Source organism: Pseudomonas machongensis (assembly GCF_034961125.1).
GTDB lineage: Bacteria > Pseudomonadota > Gammaproteobacteria > Pseudomonadales > Pseudomonadaceae > Aquipseudomonas > Aquipseudomonas machongensis.
On record NZ_JAYFUI010000195.1, the window covers coordinates 1 to 18,521 of the forward strand.

Genomic DNA, 18,521 nt, shown 5'->3' on the forward strand with positions numbered 1-18,521 from the left:
GGTCGAGATGCGCACCGAAATGAAACTGATGCACCAGCGCCTGAAAACCACCACGGTGTACGTGACCCACGACCAGATCGAGGCCATGACCCTGGGTGACAAGGTCGCGGTGATGAAGGACGGCATCATCCAGCAGTTCGGTACGCCCCAGCAGATCTACAACGATCCGGCCAACCTGTTCGTCGCCAGCTTCATCGGCTCGCCACCGATGAACTTCATCCCGGTGCGCATCAGCAAGCAGGACGGGCGCCTGTTCGCCCTGCTCGACAGCGGCCAGGCCCGCTGCGAACTGCCCCTGGGCGCTGCCAGCGAAGCGCTGGACGGCCGCGAAGTGATCCTCGGCGTGCGCCCTGAGCAGATCGCACTCGGTAGCGCCGAAGGCAACGGCTTGCCGGCGGTGCGTGCAGAAGTGCAGGTCCTGGAACCTACCGGGCCGGACCTGCTGGTGTTCGTCACCCTCAACCAGACCAAGGTCTGCTGCCGGTTGGCGCCGGACGTCGCCTGCAATGTCGGCGACAGCCTCAACCTGCAGTTCGATCCGGCGCGGGTCCTGCTGTTCGACGCGAGCAGCGGCGAGCGCCTGGACCTGCCGGCAGCGGACGCTCCAGCCAAGGACAACGTGACACGTATCAAGGGACGTTGAAGCAAGCAAACCATCGATAACAAGAAAAGAGGAAACAAGGGATGGACCATCGCAAGCGTATCAAGGCACTAGGCTCGCTGACCCTGCTCGCCCTCGTTGGCAGCAATGGCGCGCATGCTGCCGAGGCTTTCTCCAGCGAGTCGAAATGGATGACTGGCGACTGGGGTGGGGCTCGCACCGAGCTGTTGGAAAAAGGCTATGACTTCACCCTCGACTACGTCGGTGAAGTGGCCGGTAACCTGCACGGTGGCTACAACAACGACAAGACCGCGCGCTACAGCGACCAGTTCGCCCTCGGCGCGCACCTGGACCTGCAGAAGATCCTCGGCTGGCACGATGCGGAGTTCAAGCTGGCGATCACCGAGCGTAGCGGTCGCAACCTGTCCAACGACCGCATCAGCGACCCGCGCGCCGGGCAGTTCAGCTCGGTGCAGGAAGTCTGGGGCCGCGGCCAGACCTGGCGCCTGACGCAGATGTGGGTCAAGCAGAAGTACTTCGACGGCGCGCTGGACGTGAAGGTCGGCCGCTTCGGTGAAGGCGAGGATTTCAACAGCTTCCCTTGCGACTTCCAGAACCTGGCGTTCTGCGGTTCGCAGGTGGGTAACTGGGTGGGTGGTATCTGGTACAACTGGCCGGTCAGCCAGTGGGCGCTGCGGGTGAAGTACAACATCACGCCGGAGTTCTTCGTCCAGGTCGGTGCCTACGAGCAGAACCCGTCCAACCTCGAGACCGGCAACGGCTTCAAGCTCAGTGGCAGCGGGACCAAGGGCGCGATCCTGCCGGTGGAGATGGTCTGGTCGCCGAAGGTCAACGGCCTGCCGGGCGAATACCGCCTGGGCTATTACTACAGCACCGCCAAGGCCGACGACGTCTACGACGACATCAACGGCAACCCGCAGGCGTTGACTGGCCAAGCCTTCAAGTCGCACTCGAGCAAACATGGCTGGTGGGTCGTGGCCCAGCAGCAGGTCACCGCGCACAACGGCGATGCCAACCGCGGCCTGAGCCTGTTCGCCAACTTCACCGTGCACGACAAGGCGACCAACGTGGTCGACAATTACCAGCAGGTGGGCATGGTCTACAAGGGCGCCTTCGATGCACGGCCCAAGGATGATATCGGCTTCGGCATCGCCCGCATTCACGTCAATGACGACGTGAAGAAGCGCGCCGAACTGCTCAACGCCCAGAGCGGTATCAATGACTACGACAACCCTGGCTTCGTACCGCTGCAGCGCACCGAGTACAACGCCGAGCTGTACTACGGCTTCCACGTCACCAACTGGCTGACCGTGCGGCCGAACCTGCAGTACATCAAGAGCCCTGGCGGTGTGGACGATGTCGACAACGCGTTGGTCGCAGGCTTGAAGATTCAGTCGTCATTCTGAGAAAAATTGTTGTAAATTTACGCCATCCATCCCCATCCCCCGAGATCCACTGTTCTTCAGTGGATCTCGGGCTTGGGTAAAGACAGCGCTATCTCAAACAACAAGAGCTTTCCGAACATGTCTGAACATCCGCTCCATCGCTTTTTCACTTCGCAGCGGCCACGGCCGGTTTTCGAGTGGGAGCGTTACCAGCAGCGCGATGTCCTGATCATCGATCACCCGCGCTGCCAGGCGGTGTTCAGCCGCCAGGGCGCACAGTTGCTGCACTTTCAGCCGAGCGGCGAGAAACCCTGGTTGTGGTGCGCCGAGCAATGGCCACAGGTCGGTGCGATCCGTGGCGGCGTGCCGGTGTGCTGGCCCTGGTATGGCCGTCATCCCAGCGAGGACCTGTGGCCGGCCCACGGCTGGGGGCGCTTGCTGGACTGGAAGCTGCTCGACAGCCGCGAGGACGAGGAGGGCGTCACGCTCAAGTGGCGCCTGGACCTGTGCGACTGGCAGGTCGACTTGCACGCCCGGCTGGGCTCGAGCATGGAACTGCGCCTGTGCACCGAGCACCAGGACAGCGAGCCCTGCCAGCTGAGCCACGCATTGCTCGCGTTCTGGCGCATCAGCGACGTGTCGCAGATTGCCTTGTCAGGCCTTGAGGATATCGACGGCTACGACCGCCTCAACCGCCAGGCCTGCCGTGAAGACGGCGTGCTCACGCTCAACGGGGGGTGCCAGAAGGTCTACCCCGGTACACCGAAAGTGCAGTTGCATGACTCGGCCTGGGGGCGTGACCTGTGCATCGACACCAGCGACAGCGACGACACGGTGGTCTGGCACCCGGGTAATCGCCCATTGATGGGAGTGAGCGGGCGCGAGAGCCAGGGCTTCGTCTGCGTCGAGGCTGCCAGTGGCAGCGGCGAGGGCCTGAGCCTGGCGCCTGGGCAGCGCGCGCAGTTGCGGCTGCAGGCGCATCGGCTCAGCTGAGTCAGCTGTCTTCGGCAGGGTAGCGGCTGGCGTTGAGGCTTTCCTTGATCTTGCGCAGGTGTGGCTGGAAATCCGAGCCGCGGCGCAGGGTCATGCCGGTCGCCAGTACATCGAGCACCGTCAACTGGATGATGCGCGAGGTCATCGGCATGTAGATGTCGGTGTCCTCCGGCAACGGCAGGTGCAGGCTCATGCTGCAAGCCTTGGCCAGTGGCGAGCCGGCGGCCGTGATACCCAGCACCGAGGCGCCGTTTTCCCTGGCCTGCTTCGCCACTTCGACCAGTTCGCGGGTGCGCCCGGTGTAGGAAATGATCACGAACAGGTCACCGGTGTGCGCGACCGACGCCAGCATGCGCTGCATCAGCACGTCGGGATGCGCCGACACCGCTAGGTTGAAGCGGAAGAACTTGTGCTGGGCGTCCATGGCCACCGGGGCCGAGGCGCCCAGGCCGAAGAAGTGGATCTGCCGGGCCTGGATCATCATGTCCACGGCGCGGCTGACCTGCTGCGGGTCGATCTGCTGGCAGGCGCTGTCGAGCGAAGCGATGGCGCTGGCGAAGATCTTCTGGGTATAGGCCGCCGGATCGTCGTCGGCTTCCACTGCGCGGCTCACGTAGGCGGCGCCACTGGCCAGGCTCTGCGCCAGTTGCAGCTTGAGTTCGGGGTAGCCGCTGACGCCGAACGAGCGGCAGAAGCGGTTGACGGTCGGTTCGCTGACCTTGGCCGCCTGGGCCAGGGCGGCAATGCTGAAACGGGTGGCTTGTTGCGGGTTGAGGAGGATGACTTCGGCGACTTTGCGTTCGGCCTTGTTCAGCTCGTCGAGGCGTCCCTGGATCTGTTCCAGGAGGTTTCGCACACGGTCCATGGGATGTCCTTGGGTCGGAAAGACGGCCGGCTGAGGGAACAGTCGGCTTTTTGCACGGTTGTCTATCGTACTGATGGTGGGATTGTCATACCACTTGTCTGTAATCGCTGTACGAGATGTTGTTATTTTTACTACATCGCGCTTGAAAATTGTCATCGAAAACGGTATTTCTAGGCCAACTTTAATAAAAGAACCAACATCATGGTTGCTATCAGTGTAGAACCTTGCACATTCGCCCTCTTTGGCGCCCTTGGCGACCTGGCGTTGCGCAAGCTGTTTCCTGCCCTCTACGAACTGGACCGCGCCGGCCTGCTGCATTCGGATACCCGGCTGCTGGCCCTGGCCCGCGAAGCCGGTACTCCCGAGCAGCACCTGGCGAACATCGAAGCCCAGCTGCGCCGCTTCGTGCCGGCGGCCGATATCGAACCCCAGGCCCTGCAACGGTTTCTCGACCGCCTGAACTACCTGCACCTGGACTTCGTCCAGCCCGAAGGCTACCAGGCCCTGGCCGAGCAGGCCGGTGAAGGGCAGCCACTGATCGCCTATTTCGCCACTGCGGCGGCGGTCTACGGGGCCATCTGCGAAAACCTCGACAAGGCCGGCCTGGCATCGCGCACCCGCGTCGTGCTGGAAAAACCTATCGGGCACGACTTGGAGTCGTCACGTCGGGTCAATGACGCCGTAGCGCGCTTCTTCCCCGAAAGCCGGGTCTATCGCATCGACCACTACCTGGGCAAGGAAACGGTCCAGAACCTCATTGCCTTGCGCTTTGCCAACAGCCTGTTCGAAACCCAGTGGAACCAGAACTCCATCTCCCACGTGGAGATCACCGTTGCCGAGAAAGTCGGTATCGAAGGCCGCTGGGGCTACTTCGACAAGGCTGGCCAGTTGCGCGACATGATCCAGAACCACTTGTTGCAGCTGTTGTGCCTGATCGCCATGGACCCGCCCAGCGATCTGTCGGCCGACAGCATCCGCGACGAGAAGGTCAAGGTGCTCAAGGCGCTGGCACCGATCACCGGTGAGGGGCTGAGCACCCGTGTGGTGCGCGGCCAGTACATCGCCGGCTACAGCGACGGCACCCCGGTGCCGGGCTACCTGGAAGAAGAGAACGCCAACGCCCAGAGCGACACCGAAACCTTCGTCGCCCTGCGCGCCGACATCCGCAACTGGCGCTGGTCGGGCGTGCCGTTCTATCTGCGTACCGGCAAGCGCATGCCGCAGAAGCTGTCGCAGATCGTCATCCACTTCAAGGAGACGCCGCACTACATCTTCGCGCCGGAGCAGCGTTTGCAGATCGGCAACAAGCTGATCATCCGTCTGCAGCCCGACGAAGGTATCTCGCTGCGGGTGATGACCAAGGAGCAGGGGCTGGACAAGGGCATGCAACTGCGCAGCGGCCCTCTGCAACTGAATTTTTCCGACACCTGGCGCAGCGCGCGGATTCCGGATGCCTACGAGCGTTTGCTGCTCGAAGTGATGCGTGGCAACCAGAACCTGTTCGTGCGCAAGGACGAGATCGAGTACGCCTGGACCTGGTGCGACCAGTTGATCGCCGGCTGGAAGAACGCCGGTGACGCGCCCAAGCCGTATGCGGCCGGGTCCTGGGGCCCGATGAGCTCGATTGCACTGATCACACGCGATGGGAGAGCCTGGTATGGCGATATCTGAACTGCAATTGCCGGCGACCGTGAAGGTTCACGCGCTGACAGACGCCAAGCGCCTGGCCGCGACGCTGGCCAGTGACGTGGCCGAGCGCCTGCGCGCCGCCATCGCCAGCAAGGGCCAGGCCTGCGTGGTGCTGTCTGGCGGGCGTAGCCCGGTACCGTTCCTTGAGCAACTGGCCCTGGAAAAACTCGACTGGTCGAAGGTGACCGTGTCGCTGGCCGACGAGCGCTGGGTGCCGGTCGAGCATGCCGACAGCAATGCTGGGCTGCTGGCCCGGCACTTGCTCAAGGGTGAGGCGGCCAAGGCGCGGTTCATGGGCCTGTACCAGCGCGCCGACAACCTCGACGCCGCGGCCCAACAGGCCGACCAGGTGCTTGCCGACCTGCCGCCGATCGACGTGCTGGTGTTGGGCATGGGCGACGATGGCCACACCGCATCGCTGTTCCCGGCCAGCCCGAACCTGGCCGAGGGCCTCGATCCGAAGAGCGCGCGCCGCTGCCTGCCATTGCTGGCACCGAGCGTGCCACACCAGCGCTTGTCGATGACCCGTGCGCTGCTGTCGAGCGCTGCTTTCATCGCTCTGTCCGTGCAGGGGCCAGGCAAACTCGCTACCCTGCGCGCCGCTCTGGCTGGCGACGACCTCACGCAAATGCCCATTCGCGCCTTTCTTCACGACCCCCTGGACATCTACTGGTGCCCATGAGCCAAGGATCCACTGTCATGACCACGCTTGAACGCCCACAACCTTTGCTCTCGATGGCCGAGAAAGCCGCCCGGATCGATGAGATCTGCGGCAAGGCGCGCATCCTGCCGGTGATCACCATCGCCCGCGAGGAAGACATCCTGCCGCTGGCCGACGCCCTGGCAGCCGGTGGCATCCGTACCCTGGAGGTGACCCTGCGTTCGCAGCACGGCCTCAAGGCCATCCAGGTGCTGCGTGAGCAGCGTCCTGAGCTGTGCATCGGTGCCGGTACCGTGCTCGATCCTGCGATGTTCGCGGCCGTGGAAGCGGCGGGTGCGCAATTCGTGGTGACGCCGGGAATTACCCGCGAGGTGCTCGAAGCCGGTGTGCAGAGTGATATTCCGCTGCTGCCGGGAATCAGCACGCCGTCGGAAATCATGGCGGGCTACGCACTTGGCTATCGTCGCTTCAAACTGTTCCCTGCCGAGATCGTTGGCGGCGTGGCAGCGATCAAGGCCTACGGCGGCCCGTTCGGCGATATCCGCTTCTGCCCCACCGGCGGGGTGAATCCGGCCAACGCGCGCAACTACATGGCGTTGCCGAATGTGATGTGCGTGGGCGGGACCTGGATGCTGGATAGCAGCTGGATCAAGAACGGTGACTGGGCGCGGATCGAAGCCTGCAGTGCCGAGGCGATGGCACTGCTGGACTGATACGAATTTCGTTGTGTGCTGTACGGCTTGTGGGGCGCTTGGTCGGCGCCCCTTTTTTTATGTGCAGGTTTTGCCTCCATCATGGCCCGCCATGAAATGAAAAAGCCCGCATCAACCGATGCGGGCTCTGTGTGCTGCGCGTGCGGTTACGCCGCCTTGGCAGCCTGCTGGCTCAGCGAGCGGTTCAATGCACTGAACAGTGCCTTGAAGCTTGCGGTGGTGATGTTCTCATCGATACCCACGCCATGCACCGGACGACCGCCGGCCACACGCAGTTCGATGTAGGCTGCGGCCTTGGCATTGGTACCTGCACCGATGGCGTGCTCGTTGTAGTCCATGATCTCGACCGCGATCGGCAGGCCAGCTACCAGGGCTTCGAGGGCACCGTTGCCCTTGCCGCGCCAGTGCAGGGTGGTTTCGCCTTCGCCGGCGACTTCCACTTCCACGGCACTGCTGCCGTTCTCTTCCTGCAGACGATGGCTGACCAGGGCGTAAGGGGCGTTGGCCTGCAGATACTCTTTGTGCAACAGGCTGTAGATCTGCTGGGCAGTCATTTCCAGGCCGAGACGGTCGGTCTCGCCCTGAACCACCTGGCTGAACTCGATCTGCATGCGGCGCGGCAGGCTGATGCCGTATTCCTGTTCGAGCAGGTAGGTGATACCGCCCTTGCCGGACTGGCTGTTGACGCGGATGACCGCCTCGTAGCTGCGGCCGATGTCGGCCGGGTCGATCGGCAGGTACGGCACTTCCCACAGCTCGCCGTCCTGCTGCTTGGCGAAGCCCTTGCGGATGGCGTCCTGGTGCGAGCCGGAGAAAGCGGTATGCACCAGGTCACCAACGTACGGATGGCGTGGGTGCACCGGCAGCTGGTTGCACTCTTCGACGACCTTGCGCACGCCGTCGATGTCGGAGAAGTCCAGTTGCGGGTCGATACCCTGGGTGTAGAGGTTCAGCGCGAGCGTGACCAGGTCGACGTTGCCGGTACGCTCACCGTTGCCGAACAGGCAGCCTTCGGCGCGGTCGGCACCCGCCATCAGGCCCAGCTCGGTGGCGGCGATGCCGGTGCCACGGTCGTTGTGGGTGTGCAGGCTGATGATCACGCTGTCGCGGCGGCTGACGTTGCGGCAGAACCATTCGATCTGGTCGGCGTAGACGTTTGGCGTGGCGACTTCCACGGTGGCCGGCAGGTTGAGGATGATCTTGTGCTCAGGGGTCGGGTTCCACACCTCGATCACCGCGTCGCACACTTCCTTGGCGAACTCAAGCTCGGTGGCGCTGAAGGTTTCTGGCGAGTACTGGAAGGTCCAGTGCGTTTCGGGCTGCTGGGCGGCGTACTTGACGAACAGCTTGGCGGCGTTCACCGCGATGTCCTTCACGCCTTGCTTGTCCTGGTTGAAGACGATGCGGCGGAACGCCGGGCAGGTGGCGTTGTACAGGTGCACGATGGCTTTCTTCGCGCCGCGCAGGGACTCGAAGGTCCGGGCGATCAGGTCTTCACGGGCCTGGGTCAGTACCTGGATGGTGGTGTCGTCGGGGATGTGGCCATCTTCGATCAGGGTACGCACGAAGTCGAAGTCAGTCTGCGAGGCAGACGGGAACGACGCCTCGATCTCTTTCACGCCAACCTGCACCAGGGTTTTCCAGAAACGCAGCTTCTTCTCTGCGTCCATCGGCTCGATCAGCGACTGGTTCCCGTCACGCAGGTCGGAGCTGCACCAGATTGGTGCCTGGGTGATGGCCTTCGATGGCCAGGTACGGTCTGGCAGGTCGATGGTCGGGAAGGCGCGGTATTTCTTCGACGGGTCTTTGAGCATGGACATTTGGAGCAATCCTTTAATGTGCGGCCTGATCGGGCCTGCCAAGCGATAACGAGATGAAGAGGCGAGGCGACGCGGTTCACCCAGGTAGTCGTGCACTGACCAGGCAAAGGCTGCGGTGTTGGCGGAGCAGAATGAGGGTGATCGAGGTTTTCATGCCCTCAACCCTAACCAGTGGAAGTGGGGGATGGCAAGTGTTCAAAAAAAATTGAGAGGAATGCTTAAAAAAAGCATTTGAGTGAGATTTTATGGCTGCAGCTTGGTTTTTATTGATTTTTTATTGTGCCGAGGTTTGCTGCTGCGCAAGGTGGTGCGACTGCGGCGCGGCTATCGCGGGACAAGCCCGCTCCCACAGGAAATCCCCGGTGTGAGCGGGCTTGTCACCGATCTCAGGGCTGGAACGCCCCGATGAAGATCGCCGGGTCCACTCGAGCATCGTTCAGGCTGACGTTCCAGTGCATGTGCGGCCCGGTGGCCCGGCCCGTGGAGCCGACCTTGCCGACCACGTCGCCGCGGCGCAGCACCTGCCCCGGTCGCACATCGACCTTGGACATGTGGCAGAACATGCTGATGAAACCCTGGCCATGGTCGACGAACACCGTGCGGCCATTGAAGAAGTAGTCGCCAACCAGGATCACCTTGCCGTTGGCCGGGGTCTTGATCGGGGTGCCGGCGGGTACGGCGAAGTCCAGCCCGGCGTGGGGGTTGCGCTCTTCGCCATTGAAGAAGCGGCGCACGCCGAACTTGCTCGACAGTGGGCCGTTGACCGGCTTGTCGAGGATCAGGTTGCTCGGCACGCCCGGGCTGAAGCTGCGGTAGGCCTTGACCTGTTCGGCCAGCTCGCGGTCGATGCGCTTGAGGTCATCCGGCTCGGGATTGACCTGGCGCTTGTTCTTAAGGGTGATGTGCTGCTCCGGGTATTTCTTGCTGCCCACGTTGAAGGACAGGGTGCGAGAACCTTGGCTGAGGGTGGCTGCGCCGGGTTTCTGCGTCAGCGGAATACCGACGATGGCCAGCCAGGTGTCCTGTTCCTTGACCACCAGCACCGGCTTGCCGTCGAAGCGCGCGCTCGGTGCACTGGCGGCAGGGCCGAGATCGACCACCGCCACGCCGCCGGGGACCGGCTTGTTGAGGGTGCGGGTGATGTAGCTGGCCTGGGCCGTGGCGGCCAGCAGCAGGGCGCAGAGTGCGAGCAGGGGGGCAAGCAGGCGGGGCATGTGTCAGTCCAGTAGGGAGAGGGTGACCGGAGTCTGGTGGTTGTCTTCGACCCGGACCTGCAGTTCGCCTTCGTTCAGGCGTGCGGTCAGGCGCTGGCCGTTGCGGGTCTGGGCGGCGCTGCGGATGGCCTGGCCGCGCTCGTCGAGCAGGATGCTGTAGCCGCGGGCCAGGGTGGCCAGTGGGCTGACCACTTGCAGCGTCTGCAATTGCGCCTGGAAGCGCTGGCGACGGTCCTTGAGCGTTTCGCGCATGGCCCGCGGCAAGCGCTCGGCGAGGCTGTCCAGGCGCTGTCCGAGCAGCTTGAGGGCGCGCCCGGGATGCTGCGCGGCCAGACGCATGTCGAGGCGGCTCAGGCGTTGCTGGCGCTGGCTCATGTCGAGCATGAAGGCGCGGCGCAAGCGCATGTCCAGCTCATCCAGGCGTTGGGCCTGCTGGCGCAGGCGTTCACCGGGGTGACGCAGGCGACGGGCCAGTCCTTCCAGGCGCAGGCGATCGTGGCTCAGGCGGTGCTGCATGCGCAGCAGCAGGCGGCGTTGCAGGCTGTCGAGACGCTGCTGCAGGCCGCTGTTGTCAGGCGCGAGCAGTTCGGCGGCCGCCGAAGGCGTCGGTGCGCGCACGTCGGCCACGAAGTCGCTGATCGACACGTCGGTCTCATGGCCCACCGCACTGACGACGGGTGTCACGCAGGCGGCGATGGCACGTGCGACGGCTTCTTCGTTGAAGCACCAGAGGTCTTCCAGCGAGCCGCCGCCACGGGCCAGGATCAGTGCATCGAAGCCGAGGCTGTCGGCCCGCTGCAAGGCCCGCACGATCTGGCCAATGGCTTCGCGCCCCTGTACTGCCGTGGGGATCAGGTTGAGTTCGACTTGCGGTGCACGGCGGCGGAATACACTGATGATGTCGCGGATCACCGCGCCGGTGGGCGAGGTTACGATGCCGATGCGTCGCGGGTGAGCCGGCAGCGGCTGCTTGCGTTCGGCACTGAACAGCCCTTCGTTGCCGAGCTTTTCCTTCAAGGCTTCGAAGGCCAGGCGCAAGGCGCCATCACCGGCGGGCTCGACGGTATCGACGATCAACTGGTAATCACCGCGCCCCTCGAACAGCGAGACCTTGCCGCGCACCTTGACCGCCAGGCCGTCACGCAGGGCCTGGCGGACCCTGACAGCGTTCTGCCGGAACAATGCGCAGCGGATCTGGGCGCCGCTGTCCTTGAGGGTGAAGTACAGGTGGCCGGAGGCCGGGCGGGCGAGGTTGGATATCTCGCCTTCCACCCAGACACTGCGGAACACGTCTTCGAGCAGCACACGGGCGCGGCCGTTGAGCTGGCTGACGGTGAGGACCTCGCGGTCCAGGCCGAGTCGTTCGAAAGGGTCTCTGATCATGCCGGGCATGATAAGGGGCAGGGTGGGGGGGTTATCAAGGTCAAATCCTGTAAGCTCCAGTGTATTTCCAGCCCACCCCCAAAGGACTACCTCAGGACTCGGCACGATGCTCGAACTTCTCCCCGCTACCCCATTGGAATGGCTCCCCATCCTGCTGGCCGTCGCCGCCGCCTACATCGTCTTCGGCATCGCCGGCTTCGGTACCGCCTTGGTGGCCGGCCCGGTACTGATCCACTTCATGCCGTTGTCGCGGATCATCCCCCTGCTGGTGCTGCTGGACTTCGTCGCCGCCTTCGGCAACCTGCTGCCCTCGCGCCGCGATGTGGTTCGCGGCGAACTGCTGCGTTTGCTGCCGTGCATGGCAGTGGGTTGTACCTTGGGCGTGGTGTTCCTGCTGCACCTGAAATCCGACCTGCTGTTGTTGCTGATGGGCCTGTTCGTTACCGCCTATGCTATCTACAGCCTGGCGGTGAAGGTGCGGCCCGCGAAGCTGTCCGGGCTGTGGGCGGTGCCGATGGGCACGATTGGCGGGCTGTTCGGGGCACTGTTCGGCAGCGGTGGCTTCCTCTATGCGATCTACTTGAGCGCCCGGCTGGAGGTGAAGGAGCAGGTACGCGCTACCCAGAGCGCGCTGATCAGTTGCAGCACCCTGGTGCGCCTGTCGCTGTTCCTGATCGCCGGGGTCTATGCCGACGCCAGCCTGTTGATGCTGGCTGCCTGCCTGCTGCCGGTGATGTTCGCAGGGCTCTGGGTCGGCAGGCGCCTGAGCCTGAAACTGTCCCGCGAAGCCTTCGTGCGGCTGGTCACCTGGCTGGTGCTGGCCAGCGGGGTGGCGCTGATCGGTCGCTACCTGAGCGGCTGAGCAGGGCGTAGAATTACGCGATTACCGCAGTTTTCAGGCCCGTCCCGTTCATGAACACCCAGAGCATCATCGTCCCCAAGCAGTCCACTGTTCCGGTTCACGAGGCCCGTGCCAGGGCGATCCTGCGCTGGCTGGTGCGCGAGAAGATCGTCGAGGAGCAACTGAGCACCTGCGGGCGCACCGGCAACCGCATGGGGCATGCCCTGGCCCAAGGCGCGCGCAAGGTGGCGCTGCATCCCGAGAAACTGCCCTTCGGCGAGCCGGTCAACGGCCTGGAGGTGATGCTCAAGCGCTGCATCTATACCCCCACCGACGGTTTTCGCGAGGAAGCGGGGTGCCCTGAGTGTCGGCGTGAGGTCGGCGAGCCGCTGTTCGAAAGCCTGGAAGAGTGGATGCCCGGCGTCAGTGACAACTTCACCTGCCCCCTGTGCGGCTTCGAGGACGACATCAACGGCTTTCTTTATCTGCAACCCTGTGCCTTTTCCAACCTGGGGTTCATCTTCAACAACTGGGGCGAGGCCGGGTTTACCCAGGCGTTTCTCGACAGTTTCGCCGACTGGCTGGATCAGCCGGTCGCCGTGGTGCAGGTGAAGGTGGCCTGAGCGGCAGGAACTGGACCGAAGGCCCCTTTTTTGCATTGAGCGGCGCGCCATGGATGAGTATAATGGCGCGCTTCCATTTTTCCCGCCCGGGAGCCCCCGCGATGCTGCGTATCAGCCAAGAAGCCCTGACCTTCGACGATATCCTCCTTGTACCTGGTTACTCCGAGGTACTGCCTAATGAAGTCAGTCTCAAGACCCGTTTGACCCGTGGCATCGAGCTGAACATTCCACTGGTCTCCGCTGCCATGGATACCGTGACCGAAGCACGCCTGGCCATCGCCATGGCTCAGGAAGGCGGCATCGGCATCATCCACAAGAACATGACCATCGAACAGCAGGCCGGCGAAGTACGCAAGGTCAAGAAGTTCGAGGCTGGCGTGGTCAAGGATCCGATCACCATCGATGCCGACGCCACCGTGCGCGACCTGTTCGACCTGACCCGCCTGAACAACATCTCGGGTGTTCCGGTGCTGGAAAACGGTGACCTGGTCGGTATCGTCACCTCCCGCGACGTGCGTTTCGAGACGCGTCTGGAAGCCAAGGTACGCGACGTGATGACTCCCAAGGAGCGTCTGGTCACCGTCCGTGAAGGCGCCGACAAGAACGAAGTCCGCGAGCTGCTGCACAAGCACCGCCTGGAAAAAGTCCTGATCGTCGACGACAAGTTCGCGCTCAAAGGCATGATGACCGTCAAGGACATCGAAAAAGCCAAGGCCTACCCACTGGCCAGCAAGGACGACCAGGGTCGCCTGCGCGTCGGCGCTGCAGTCGGCACCGGCAAGGACACCGGCGAGCGCGTAGCAGCCCTGGTTGCCGCTGGTGTTGACGTGGTGGTGGTCGACACCGCCCACGGCCACTCCAAAGGCGTGATCGACCGCGTTCGCTGGGTCAAGGAGAACTACCCGCAGGTGCAGGTGATCGGCGGCAACATCGCTACCGGTGCCGCCGCCAAGGCCCTGGCCGAGGCTGGCGCCGATGCTGTCAAGGTCGGCATCGGCCCAGGCTCGATCTGCACCACCCGTATCGTCGCCGGTGTCGGCGTGCCGCAGATCAGCGCCATCGCCAACGTCGCCGCAGCATTGGAAGGCACGGGTGTGCCACTGATCGCCGACGGTGGTATCCGTTTCTCCGGTGACCTGTCCAAGGCCATCGTTGCCGGCGCCTCGTGCGTGATGATGGGCTCGATGTTCGCCGGTACCGAAGAAGCCCCGGGTGAAGTCGAGCTGTTCCAGGGCCGTTCGTACAAGGCTTACCGCGGCATGGGTTCGCTGGGTGCCATGGCACAGGCGCAGGGTTCTTCGGACCGCTACTTCCAGGACTCCTCGGCCGGTGCCGAGAAGCTGGTTCCGGAAGGTATCGAAGGCCGCGTCCCTTACAAGGGTGCCCTGGCCGCGATCATCCACCAGCTGATGGGCGGGCTGCGCTCCTCCATGGGCTACACCGGCAGCGCGACCATCGAAGAGATGCGCACCAAGCCGGAGTTCGTGCGTATCACCGGTGCCGGCATGGCCGAGTCCCACGTGCACGACGTGCAGATCACCAAGGAAGCCCCTAACTACCGCGTAGGCTGAGGCTTCAGCAACAACCGAGAGCGGGGCTGTCACGAACAGCCCCGCGTCGTTTCCGATTTCCACTGACGAGATTGAGTCATGGCCCTCGACATTCACGCTCACCGAATCCTGATCCTCGATTTCGGTTCCCAGTACACCCAGCTGATCGCCCGCCGCGTGCGCGAGATCGGCGTCTACTGCGAACTGCACCCGTTCGACATGGACGATGAAGCGATCCGCGCCTTCAACCCGCGCGGCATCATCCTGGCCGGTGGCCCCGAGTCGGTCCACGAAGCCAACAGCCCGCGTGCGCCGCAGGCCGTGTTCGACCTGAACGTACCGCTGCTGGGCATCTGCTACGGCATGCAGACCATGGCCGAGCAACTGGGCGGCAAGGTCGAAGGTTCCGAGCTGCGCGAGTTCGGCTACGCCCGCGTCGACGTGGTCGGCAAGAGCCGCCTGCTCGACGGCATCGAAGATCATATCGACGCTGACGGCGTGCTGGGCCTGGACGTGTGGATGAGCCACGGCGACAAGGTCACCCAGATGCCGGGCGACTTCCACGTGCTGGCCAGCACCCCGAGCTGCCCGATCGCCGGCATGTTCGACGATGCTCGCGGCTACTACGGCGTGCAGTTCCACCCGGAAGTGACCCACACCAAGCAGGGCGGTCGCATCCTCTCGCGCTTCATCCAGGACATTTGCGGCTGCGAAGCCCTGTGGACCCCGTCTAACATCGTCGAAGACGCCATCGCCCAGGTGCGTGAGCAAGTCGGTTCGGCCAACGTCCTGCTGGGCCTGTCCGGCGGCGTCGACAGCTCGGTAGTTGCCGCGCTGCTGCACCGCGCCATCGGCGATCAGCTGACCTGCGTATTCGTCGACAACGGCCTGCTGCGTCTGCACGAAGGCGACCAGGTGATGGCCATGTTCAAGGAGAACATGGGCGTCAAGGTGATCCGTGCCGATGCCGAAGCGCAGTTCCTGGGCAACCTGGAAGGCGAAGCGGACCCGGAGAAGAAGCGCAAGATCATCGGCCGCACCTTCATCGACGTGTTCGATGCCGAAGCCAGCAAGCTCGAGAACATCCAGTTCCTCGCCCAAGGCACCATCTACCCGGACGTGATCGAGTCGGCTGGCGCCAAGAGCGGCAAGGCCCACGTGATCAAGTCGCACCACAACGTCGGTGGCCTGCCGGAGGAAATGAACCTCAAGCTGGTCGAGCCGCTGCGTGAACTGTTCAAGGACGAAGTGCGCAAGATCGGCCTGGAACTGGGCCTGCCGTACGACATGGTCTACCGCCACCCATTCCCGGGCCCAGGCCTGGGCGTGCGCATCCTCGGCGAAGTGAAGAAAGAGTACGCCGACCTCCTGCGTCGTGCCGACCACATCTTCATCGAAGAACTGCGCAAGGCCGACTGGTACCACAAGACCAGCCAGGCGTTCGTGGTGTTCCAGCCGGTCAAATCGGTCGGCGTGGTCGGCGATGGCCGTCGCTACGCCTGGGTCGTCGCGCTGCGCGCCGTCGAGACCGTGGACTTCATGACCGCACGCTGGGCGCACCTGCCGTACGAGCTGCTGGAGACTGTGAGCGGTCGTATCATCAACGAGATCGAAGGCATCTCGCGGGTGACCTACGACGTGTCGAGCAAGCCGCCGGCGACGATCGAGTGGGAATGATCGTTCAGCGTAACGCGGTGTAATTTGAAAAATGGGGGCTGTTTATCAGCCCCCATTTTTTTATCTTCGCTGGGTAATCACCGGATGCGTTGCTGCACAAACCTTTCTCATTACTGAGTCGGCACCAGGTTAGCCGCGCGGACGCAGGTGCAAATGCATCGGCATCGCCTCGCGAAATGTGGTGGTGGAGAGTGCGGGAGATTCATCAGTACTGACCCGTTATGAAAGACGCTACCCCTTACAGGAAGCCTAGTTTGGGTGAGCAGGGGGCTAGGCCAGCCTGCATGACTATAGGCTGCAAGGATCGTGGTGTTGGGGTGATCGTGAGAGTTGTTGTCTCCAACAGATATCACCAGTTTTCGATAGGTGCCAGCCCCGGTCAGGTGGGTCGCAATACCATTGGCGATTCCGCCATGATGCGAGGCCAATAAGTGGGTGATGTTGGCTCCACCAGCAGGGAGGCGGAGGTGATCGTACGAGGCATCGCCAGGCAGCAGCAGCGTTTCAGCGTTACTTGAGGTACCCACGAACCAAGCCAACCCTTGGTTATTTCGGTTGCAGGGATCTATCCGGGAGTCGGTCCTGGTCACGGTGCCGGCGGAGAACTTGATGCTATGGAGTCTGGTTGGCCATAGCAGACGTTGCGGCAACTCGGTCAACAGGCGCATGTGGGTGGGGCCCAAGCCTTTGGTGTTACCGATTCGTGGCGGCTTTGGCAGAATCCAGGGACGATCGATGGCCTCTGGTTTGAACCGCATTTTGGCGGCGTTTCTTGTGTAGTCGTACCTGTCGTTCTCGATCGCATAGGCCCAGTGGTCAAAATCCCAGTGAGACAAGATGACTGGGGCAGGAGGCCTGGAAGTCTCGCGGCAGATCGGGCATTTCTCCGGGTCGAACAAAGCCGGAGGATGGGCGGGCCTAGTGCGTGCATTGAAAGAGGTTGGCCAGCCAAGGTCGAAAAAGATGACAGGGCGTCCCCGCCAGTCCACGAGTGCCGTAGCACTCCCCTGGCCAATATCGTAGACGACGACATCGCGCGAGCTATTCAGACCCTCGTCGCAAGAGTTTTCGAGCACGTCGAGGATTTCCTGCTTTCTGGCCTGCAGGTCTGTCAGAAAGGCCAGTTTCCGGAACGGATGGGGTGTTGGCTTGATGTTGCTCAGTGTGAAGCGAGGCAGTTGATTCTCTTCATTCGTCCCGCTCAGGCTGACGTACGAGGCAGTGACGGTGTTTTCCGCATCGCTGCCCTGTTCAGCTGGCGCCATGTGGAAGCTCAACCAGCCACTCTCTGGCGTGAGCCTGGGGTGTGCGCGGCAAAGTTCATCCAGGGGCACACTCAATAACGTTGAGCGGTTGAGCGCCTCACGTTGCTCACCATTCAGGTTCCGCCAAGTCGTATCTTTGAGATCCTCGGCAGCTTTACGAGTGATGCAGTCCAATATGGCATGCGGTCTGAGCTTTCCGCCGACAAGGATGTCGACGATATCGTCCAGCAATGCGAAATGAGTCGCTTCAGATGCATCCTTGGTTTGACGAGGCATTCCATTTCTCTCGGCGATCAGGGGTTGGCAAGACCCATTCAGCCATGATGGCCTATGGCCGCGCAATATCCTAAAAGTAGAACTTGTTCAGCGTATGCCGCGACTCGGTATATTCGAACTGTCGCCCATCCTGCAGGAACGTCTGGTTACTCACCTCGCGTGGTGTCGGCGAAGATGCTCGCCAACGCGCTGCACTTTCTTCAAGGCACGCCCTTCATCTACCAGGGTGAAGAGATGGGCATGAGCAATCCGGGTTTCTAGCACATCGACCAGTACCGCGATGTCGAGACGCTGAACATCTTCGGCCTGCGCGGTATCCGCCTGTGCCTGGAGCGCCCGCAACTGTTGCGCGAGCAGTTTCGCGCCATCCTCGCCAGTGCAGGCCTGCTCGCCTGCACATCATGCTGCCGATGGTCAGCCTGCTCTCGGAGCTGCGCCAGGCACGCAAGATCCTGCAGGAGGAAGCCAATGCCCTCGGCCTGGCAAGCTTGCCCAAGCTGGGGATCATGATCGAGGTGCCGTCAGCGGCGCTGATGGCCGATGTGTTTGCGCCGGAGGTGGACTTCTTCTCCATCGGCACCAATGACCTGACCCAGTACACCCTGGCCATGGACCGCGACCATCCGCGCCTGGCCGGCCAGGCCGACAGCTTCCATCCGGCGGTGCTGCGCCTGATCGCCACCACGGTCAAGGCTGCTCACGCCCATGGCAAGTGGATCGGGGTGTGCGGCGCGCTGACGCCGGACCTGATTGCCGAGGAGTCCGCGCCGGCGGCGGTCGGTGAACTGGTGCCCGAGGTGCTGGCGGCATTGGGTGGGGCGGGGAATCTCCAGTCGCAGCAGCGCGTCGCGTTGACCCGCGTGCGCGTGCAGTTGTTGGACCCGGCGCGGCTGGACGAGGGCGCGCTGAAGGCGGCCGGGGTCCCCGGGGTCATGGTGCTGGTG

The 18,521-nt window shown here is 63.1% G+C and carries 15 protein-coding genes and 3 pseudogenes; 12 read left to right on the forward strand and 6 right to left on the reverse strand.

Features of this window, described 5'->3' with window-relative positions:
- The 3 genes from VA602_RS25480 to VA602_RS25490 all read left to right on the forward strand — a co-directional run.
- On the forward strand, positions 1–643 hold a 643-nt coding region (locus VA602_RS25480), incomplete at its 5' end, for an ABC transporter ATP-binding protein (protein ID WP_323454659.1).
- A gap of 41 nt (positions 644–684) precedes the next feature.
- Positions 685–2,028: a carbohydrate porin gene (locus VA602_RS25485; protein ID WP_054895157.1), complete on the forward strand. Its 1,344-nt coding sequence runs from the start codon at positions 685–687 to the stop codon at positions 2,026–2,028.
- Positions 2,029–2,145: 117 nt separating this feature from the next.
- Positions 2,146–3,000, forward strand: a complete 855-nt coding sequence (locus tag VA602_RS25490; protein WP_323454660.1) for a D-hexose-6-phosphate mutarotase — start codon at positions 2,146–2,148, stop codon at positions 2,998–3,000.
- A gap of 1 nt (position 3,001) precedes the next feature.
- Here the strand turns inward: VA602_RS25490 and hexR are convergent, their stop codons facing one another.
- Entirely contained in the window at positions 3,002–3,856 is an 855-nt protein-coding gene (hexR, locus tag VA602_RS25495; protein ID WP_200604055.1) for a DNA-binding transcriptional regulator HexR, read from the reverse strand.
- Positions 3,857–4,066: 210 nt separating this feature from the next.
- Between hexR and zwf the strand changes: the two genes are divergently transcribed.
- Genes zwf through VA602_RS25510 form a run of 3 tightly spaced genes read left to right on the forward strand, consistent with a single transcriptional unit; the run spans position 4,067 to position 6,928 of the window.
- Complete coding sequence (gene zwf / locus VA602_RS25500) at positions 4,067–5,536, forward strand: glucose-6-phosphate dehydrogenase (RefSeq protein ID WP_054895160.1); 1,470 nt, start codon at positions 4,067–4,069, stop codon at positions 5,534–5,536.
- Positions 5,523–6,236 carry a 6-phosphogluconolactonase gene (gene pgl, locus VA602_RS25505; RefSeq protein WP_063543239.1) on the forward strand — a complete coding sequence of 238 codons (714 nt, stop codon included), beginning with the start codon at positions 5,523–5,525 and terminating at the stop codon, positions 6,234–6,236. Before zwf ends, pgl begins: the two co-directional genes overlap by 14 nt.
- A 17-nt stretch (positions 6,237–6,253) precedes the next feature.
- Complete coding sequence (locus tag VA602_RS25510) at positions 6,254–6,928, forward strand: bifunctional 4-hydroxy-2-oxoglutarate aldolase/2-dehydro-3-deoxy-phosphogluconate aldolase (protein WP_054895162.1); 675 nt, start codon at positions 6,254–6,256, stop codon at positions 6,926–6,928.
- Between the two features lie 146 nt (positions 6,929–7,074).
- On the opposite strand, the gene leuA is transcribed toward VA602_RS25510, so the two are convergent.
- The 3 genes from leuA to xseA all read right to left on the reverse strand — a co-directional run bounded on the left by leuA (position 7,075) and on the right by xseA (position 11,345).
- Positions 7,075–8,748 carry a 2-isopropylmalate synthase gene (gene leuA, locus VA602_RS25515; RefSeq protein ID WP_065863212.1) on the reverse strand — a complete coding sequence of 558 codons (1,674 nt, stop codon included), beginning with the start codon at positions 8,746–8,748 and terminating at the stop codon, positions 7,075–7,077.
- A gap of 386 nt (positions 8,749–9,134) precedes the next feature.
- Positions 9,135–9,962 carry a peptidoglycan DD-metalloendopeptidase family protein gene (locus VA602_RS25520; protein ID WP_323454661.1) on the reverse strand — a complete coding sequence of 276 codons (828 nt, stop codon included), beginning with the start codon at positions 9,960–9,962 and terminating at the stop codon, positions 9,135–9,137.
- Between the two features lie 3 nt (positions 9,963–9,965).
- Positions 9,966–11,345, reverse strand: a complete 1,380-nt coding sequence (gene xseA, locus VA602_RS25525) for an exodeoxyribonuclease VII large subunit (protein ID WP_323454662.1) — start codon at positions 11,343–11,345, stop codon at positions 9,966–9,968.
- A gap of 106 nt (positions 11,346–11,451) precedes the next feature.
- Here xseA and VA602_RS25530 point away from each other — a divergent pair, with 106 nt between their 5' ends.
- The 4 genes from VA602_RS25530 to guaA all read left to right on the forward strand — a co-directional run bounded on the left by VA602_RS25530 (position 11,452) and on the right by guaA (position 16,036).
- On the forward strand, positions 11,452–12,207 hold the full coding sequence (locus VA602_RS25530; protein WP_063543244.1) for a sulfite exporter TauE/SafE family protein: 756 nt from the start codon (positions 11,452–11,454) through the stop codon (positions 12,205–12,207).
- A gap of 50 nt (positions 12,208–12,257) precedes the next feature.
- Complete coding sequence (locus tag VA602_RS25535; protein ID WP_054895166.1) at positions 12,258–12,809, forward strand: hypothetical protein; 552 nt, start codon at positions 12,258–12,260, stop codon at positions 12,807–12,809.
- A 101-nt stretch (positions 12,810–12,910) separates the two neighbouring features.
- On the forward strand, positions 12,911–14,380 hold the full coding sequence (gene guaB / locus VA602_RS25540; protein WP_054895167.1) for an IMP dehydrogenase: 1,470 nt from the start codon (positions 12,911–12,913) through the stop codon (positions 14,378–14,380).
- Positions 14,381–14,458: 78 nt separating this feature from the next.
- A complete protein-coding gene (gene guaA, locus VA602_RS25545) occupies positions 14,459–16,036 on the forward strand; it encodes a glutamine-hydrolyzing GMP synthase (protein ID WP_063543246.1) in 1,578 nt (525 codons plus the stop codon).
- A gap of 110 nt (positions 16,037–16,146) precedes the next feature.
- On the opposite strand, the gene VA602_RS25550 is transcribed toward guaA, so the two are convergent.
- Positions 16,147–17,577, reverse strand: a complete 1,431-nt coding sequence (locus VA602_RS25550; protein ID WP_323454663.1) for a ComEC/Rec2 family competence protein — start codon at positions 17,575–17,577, stop codon at positions 16,147–16,149.
- A gap of 70 nt (positions 17,578–17,647) precedes the next feature.
- Positions 17,648–17,731, reverse strand: a pseudogene (locus VA602_RS25555) (trehalose operon repressor); the annotation flags it as partial.
- A gap of 2 nt (positions 17,732–17,733) precedes the next feature.
- Here VA602_RS25555 and VA602_RS25560 point away from each other — a divergent pair.
- Together VA602_RS25560 and VA602_RS25565 are read left to right on the forward strand one after the other, a co-directional pair.
- Positions 17,734–17,835 (forward strand): annotated as a pseudogene (locus VA602_RS25560) (alpha-amylase family glycosyl hydrolase); the annotation flags it as partial.
- Positions 17,836–17,877: 42 nt separating this feature from the next.
- Positions 17,878–18,377: pseudogene (locus VA602_RS25565) on the forward strand (putative PEP-binding protein); the annotation flags it as partial.
- Positions 18,378–18,521: the final 144 nt, after the last annotated feature.

Coding starts and splice junctions, on each gene's coding strand:
- VA602_RS25485 (WP_054895157.1), top strand. CDS start 685: ATGGACCATCGCAAGCGTATCAAGGCACTAGGCTCGCTGACCCTGCTC.
- VA602_RS25490 (WP_323454660.1), top strand. CDS start 2,146: ATGTCTGAACATCCGCTCCATCGCTTTTTCACTTCGCAGCGGCCACGG.
- zwf (WP_054895160.1), top strand. CDS start 4,067: ATGGTTGCTATCAGTGTAGAACCTTGCACATTCGCCCTCTTTGGCGCC.
- pgl (WP_063543239.1), top strand. CDS start 5,523: ATGGCGATATCTGAACTGCAATTGCCGGCGACCGTGAAGGTTCACGCG.
- VA602_RS25510 (WP_054895162.1), top strand. CDS start 6,254: ATGACCACGCTTGAACGCCCACAACCTTTGCTCTCGATGGCCGAGAAA.
- leuA (WP_065863212.1), bottom strand. CDS start 8,748: ATGTCCATGCTCAAAGACCCGTCGAAGAAATACCGCGCCTTCCCGACC.
- VA602_RS25520 (WP_323454661.1), bottom strand. CDS start 9,962: ATGCCCCGCCTGCTTGCCCCCCTGCTCGCACTCTGCGCCCTGCTGCTG.
- xseA (WP_323454662.1), bottom strand. CDS start 11,345: ATGATCAGAGACCCTTTCGAACGACTCGGCCTGGACCGCGAGGTCCTC.
- VA602_RS25530 (WP_063543244.1), top strand. CDS start 11,452: ATGCTCGAACTTCTCCCCGCTACCCCATTGGAATGGCTCCCCATCCTG.
- VA602_RS25535 (WP_054895166.1), top strand. CDS start 12,258: ATGAACACCCAGAGCATCATCGTCCCCAAGCAGTCCACTGTTCCGGTT.
- guaB (WP_054895167.1), top strand. CDS start 12,911: ATGCTGCGTATCAGCCAAGAAGCCCTGACCTTCGACGATATCCTCCTT.
- guaA (WP_063543246.1), top strand. CDS start 14,459: ATGGCCCTCGACATTCACGCTCACCGAATCCTGATCCTCGATTTCGGT.
- VA602_RS25550 (WP_323454663.1), bottom strand. CDS start 17,577: ATGCCTCGTCAAACCAAGGATGCATCTGAAGCGACTCATTTCGCATTG.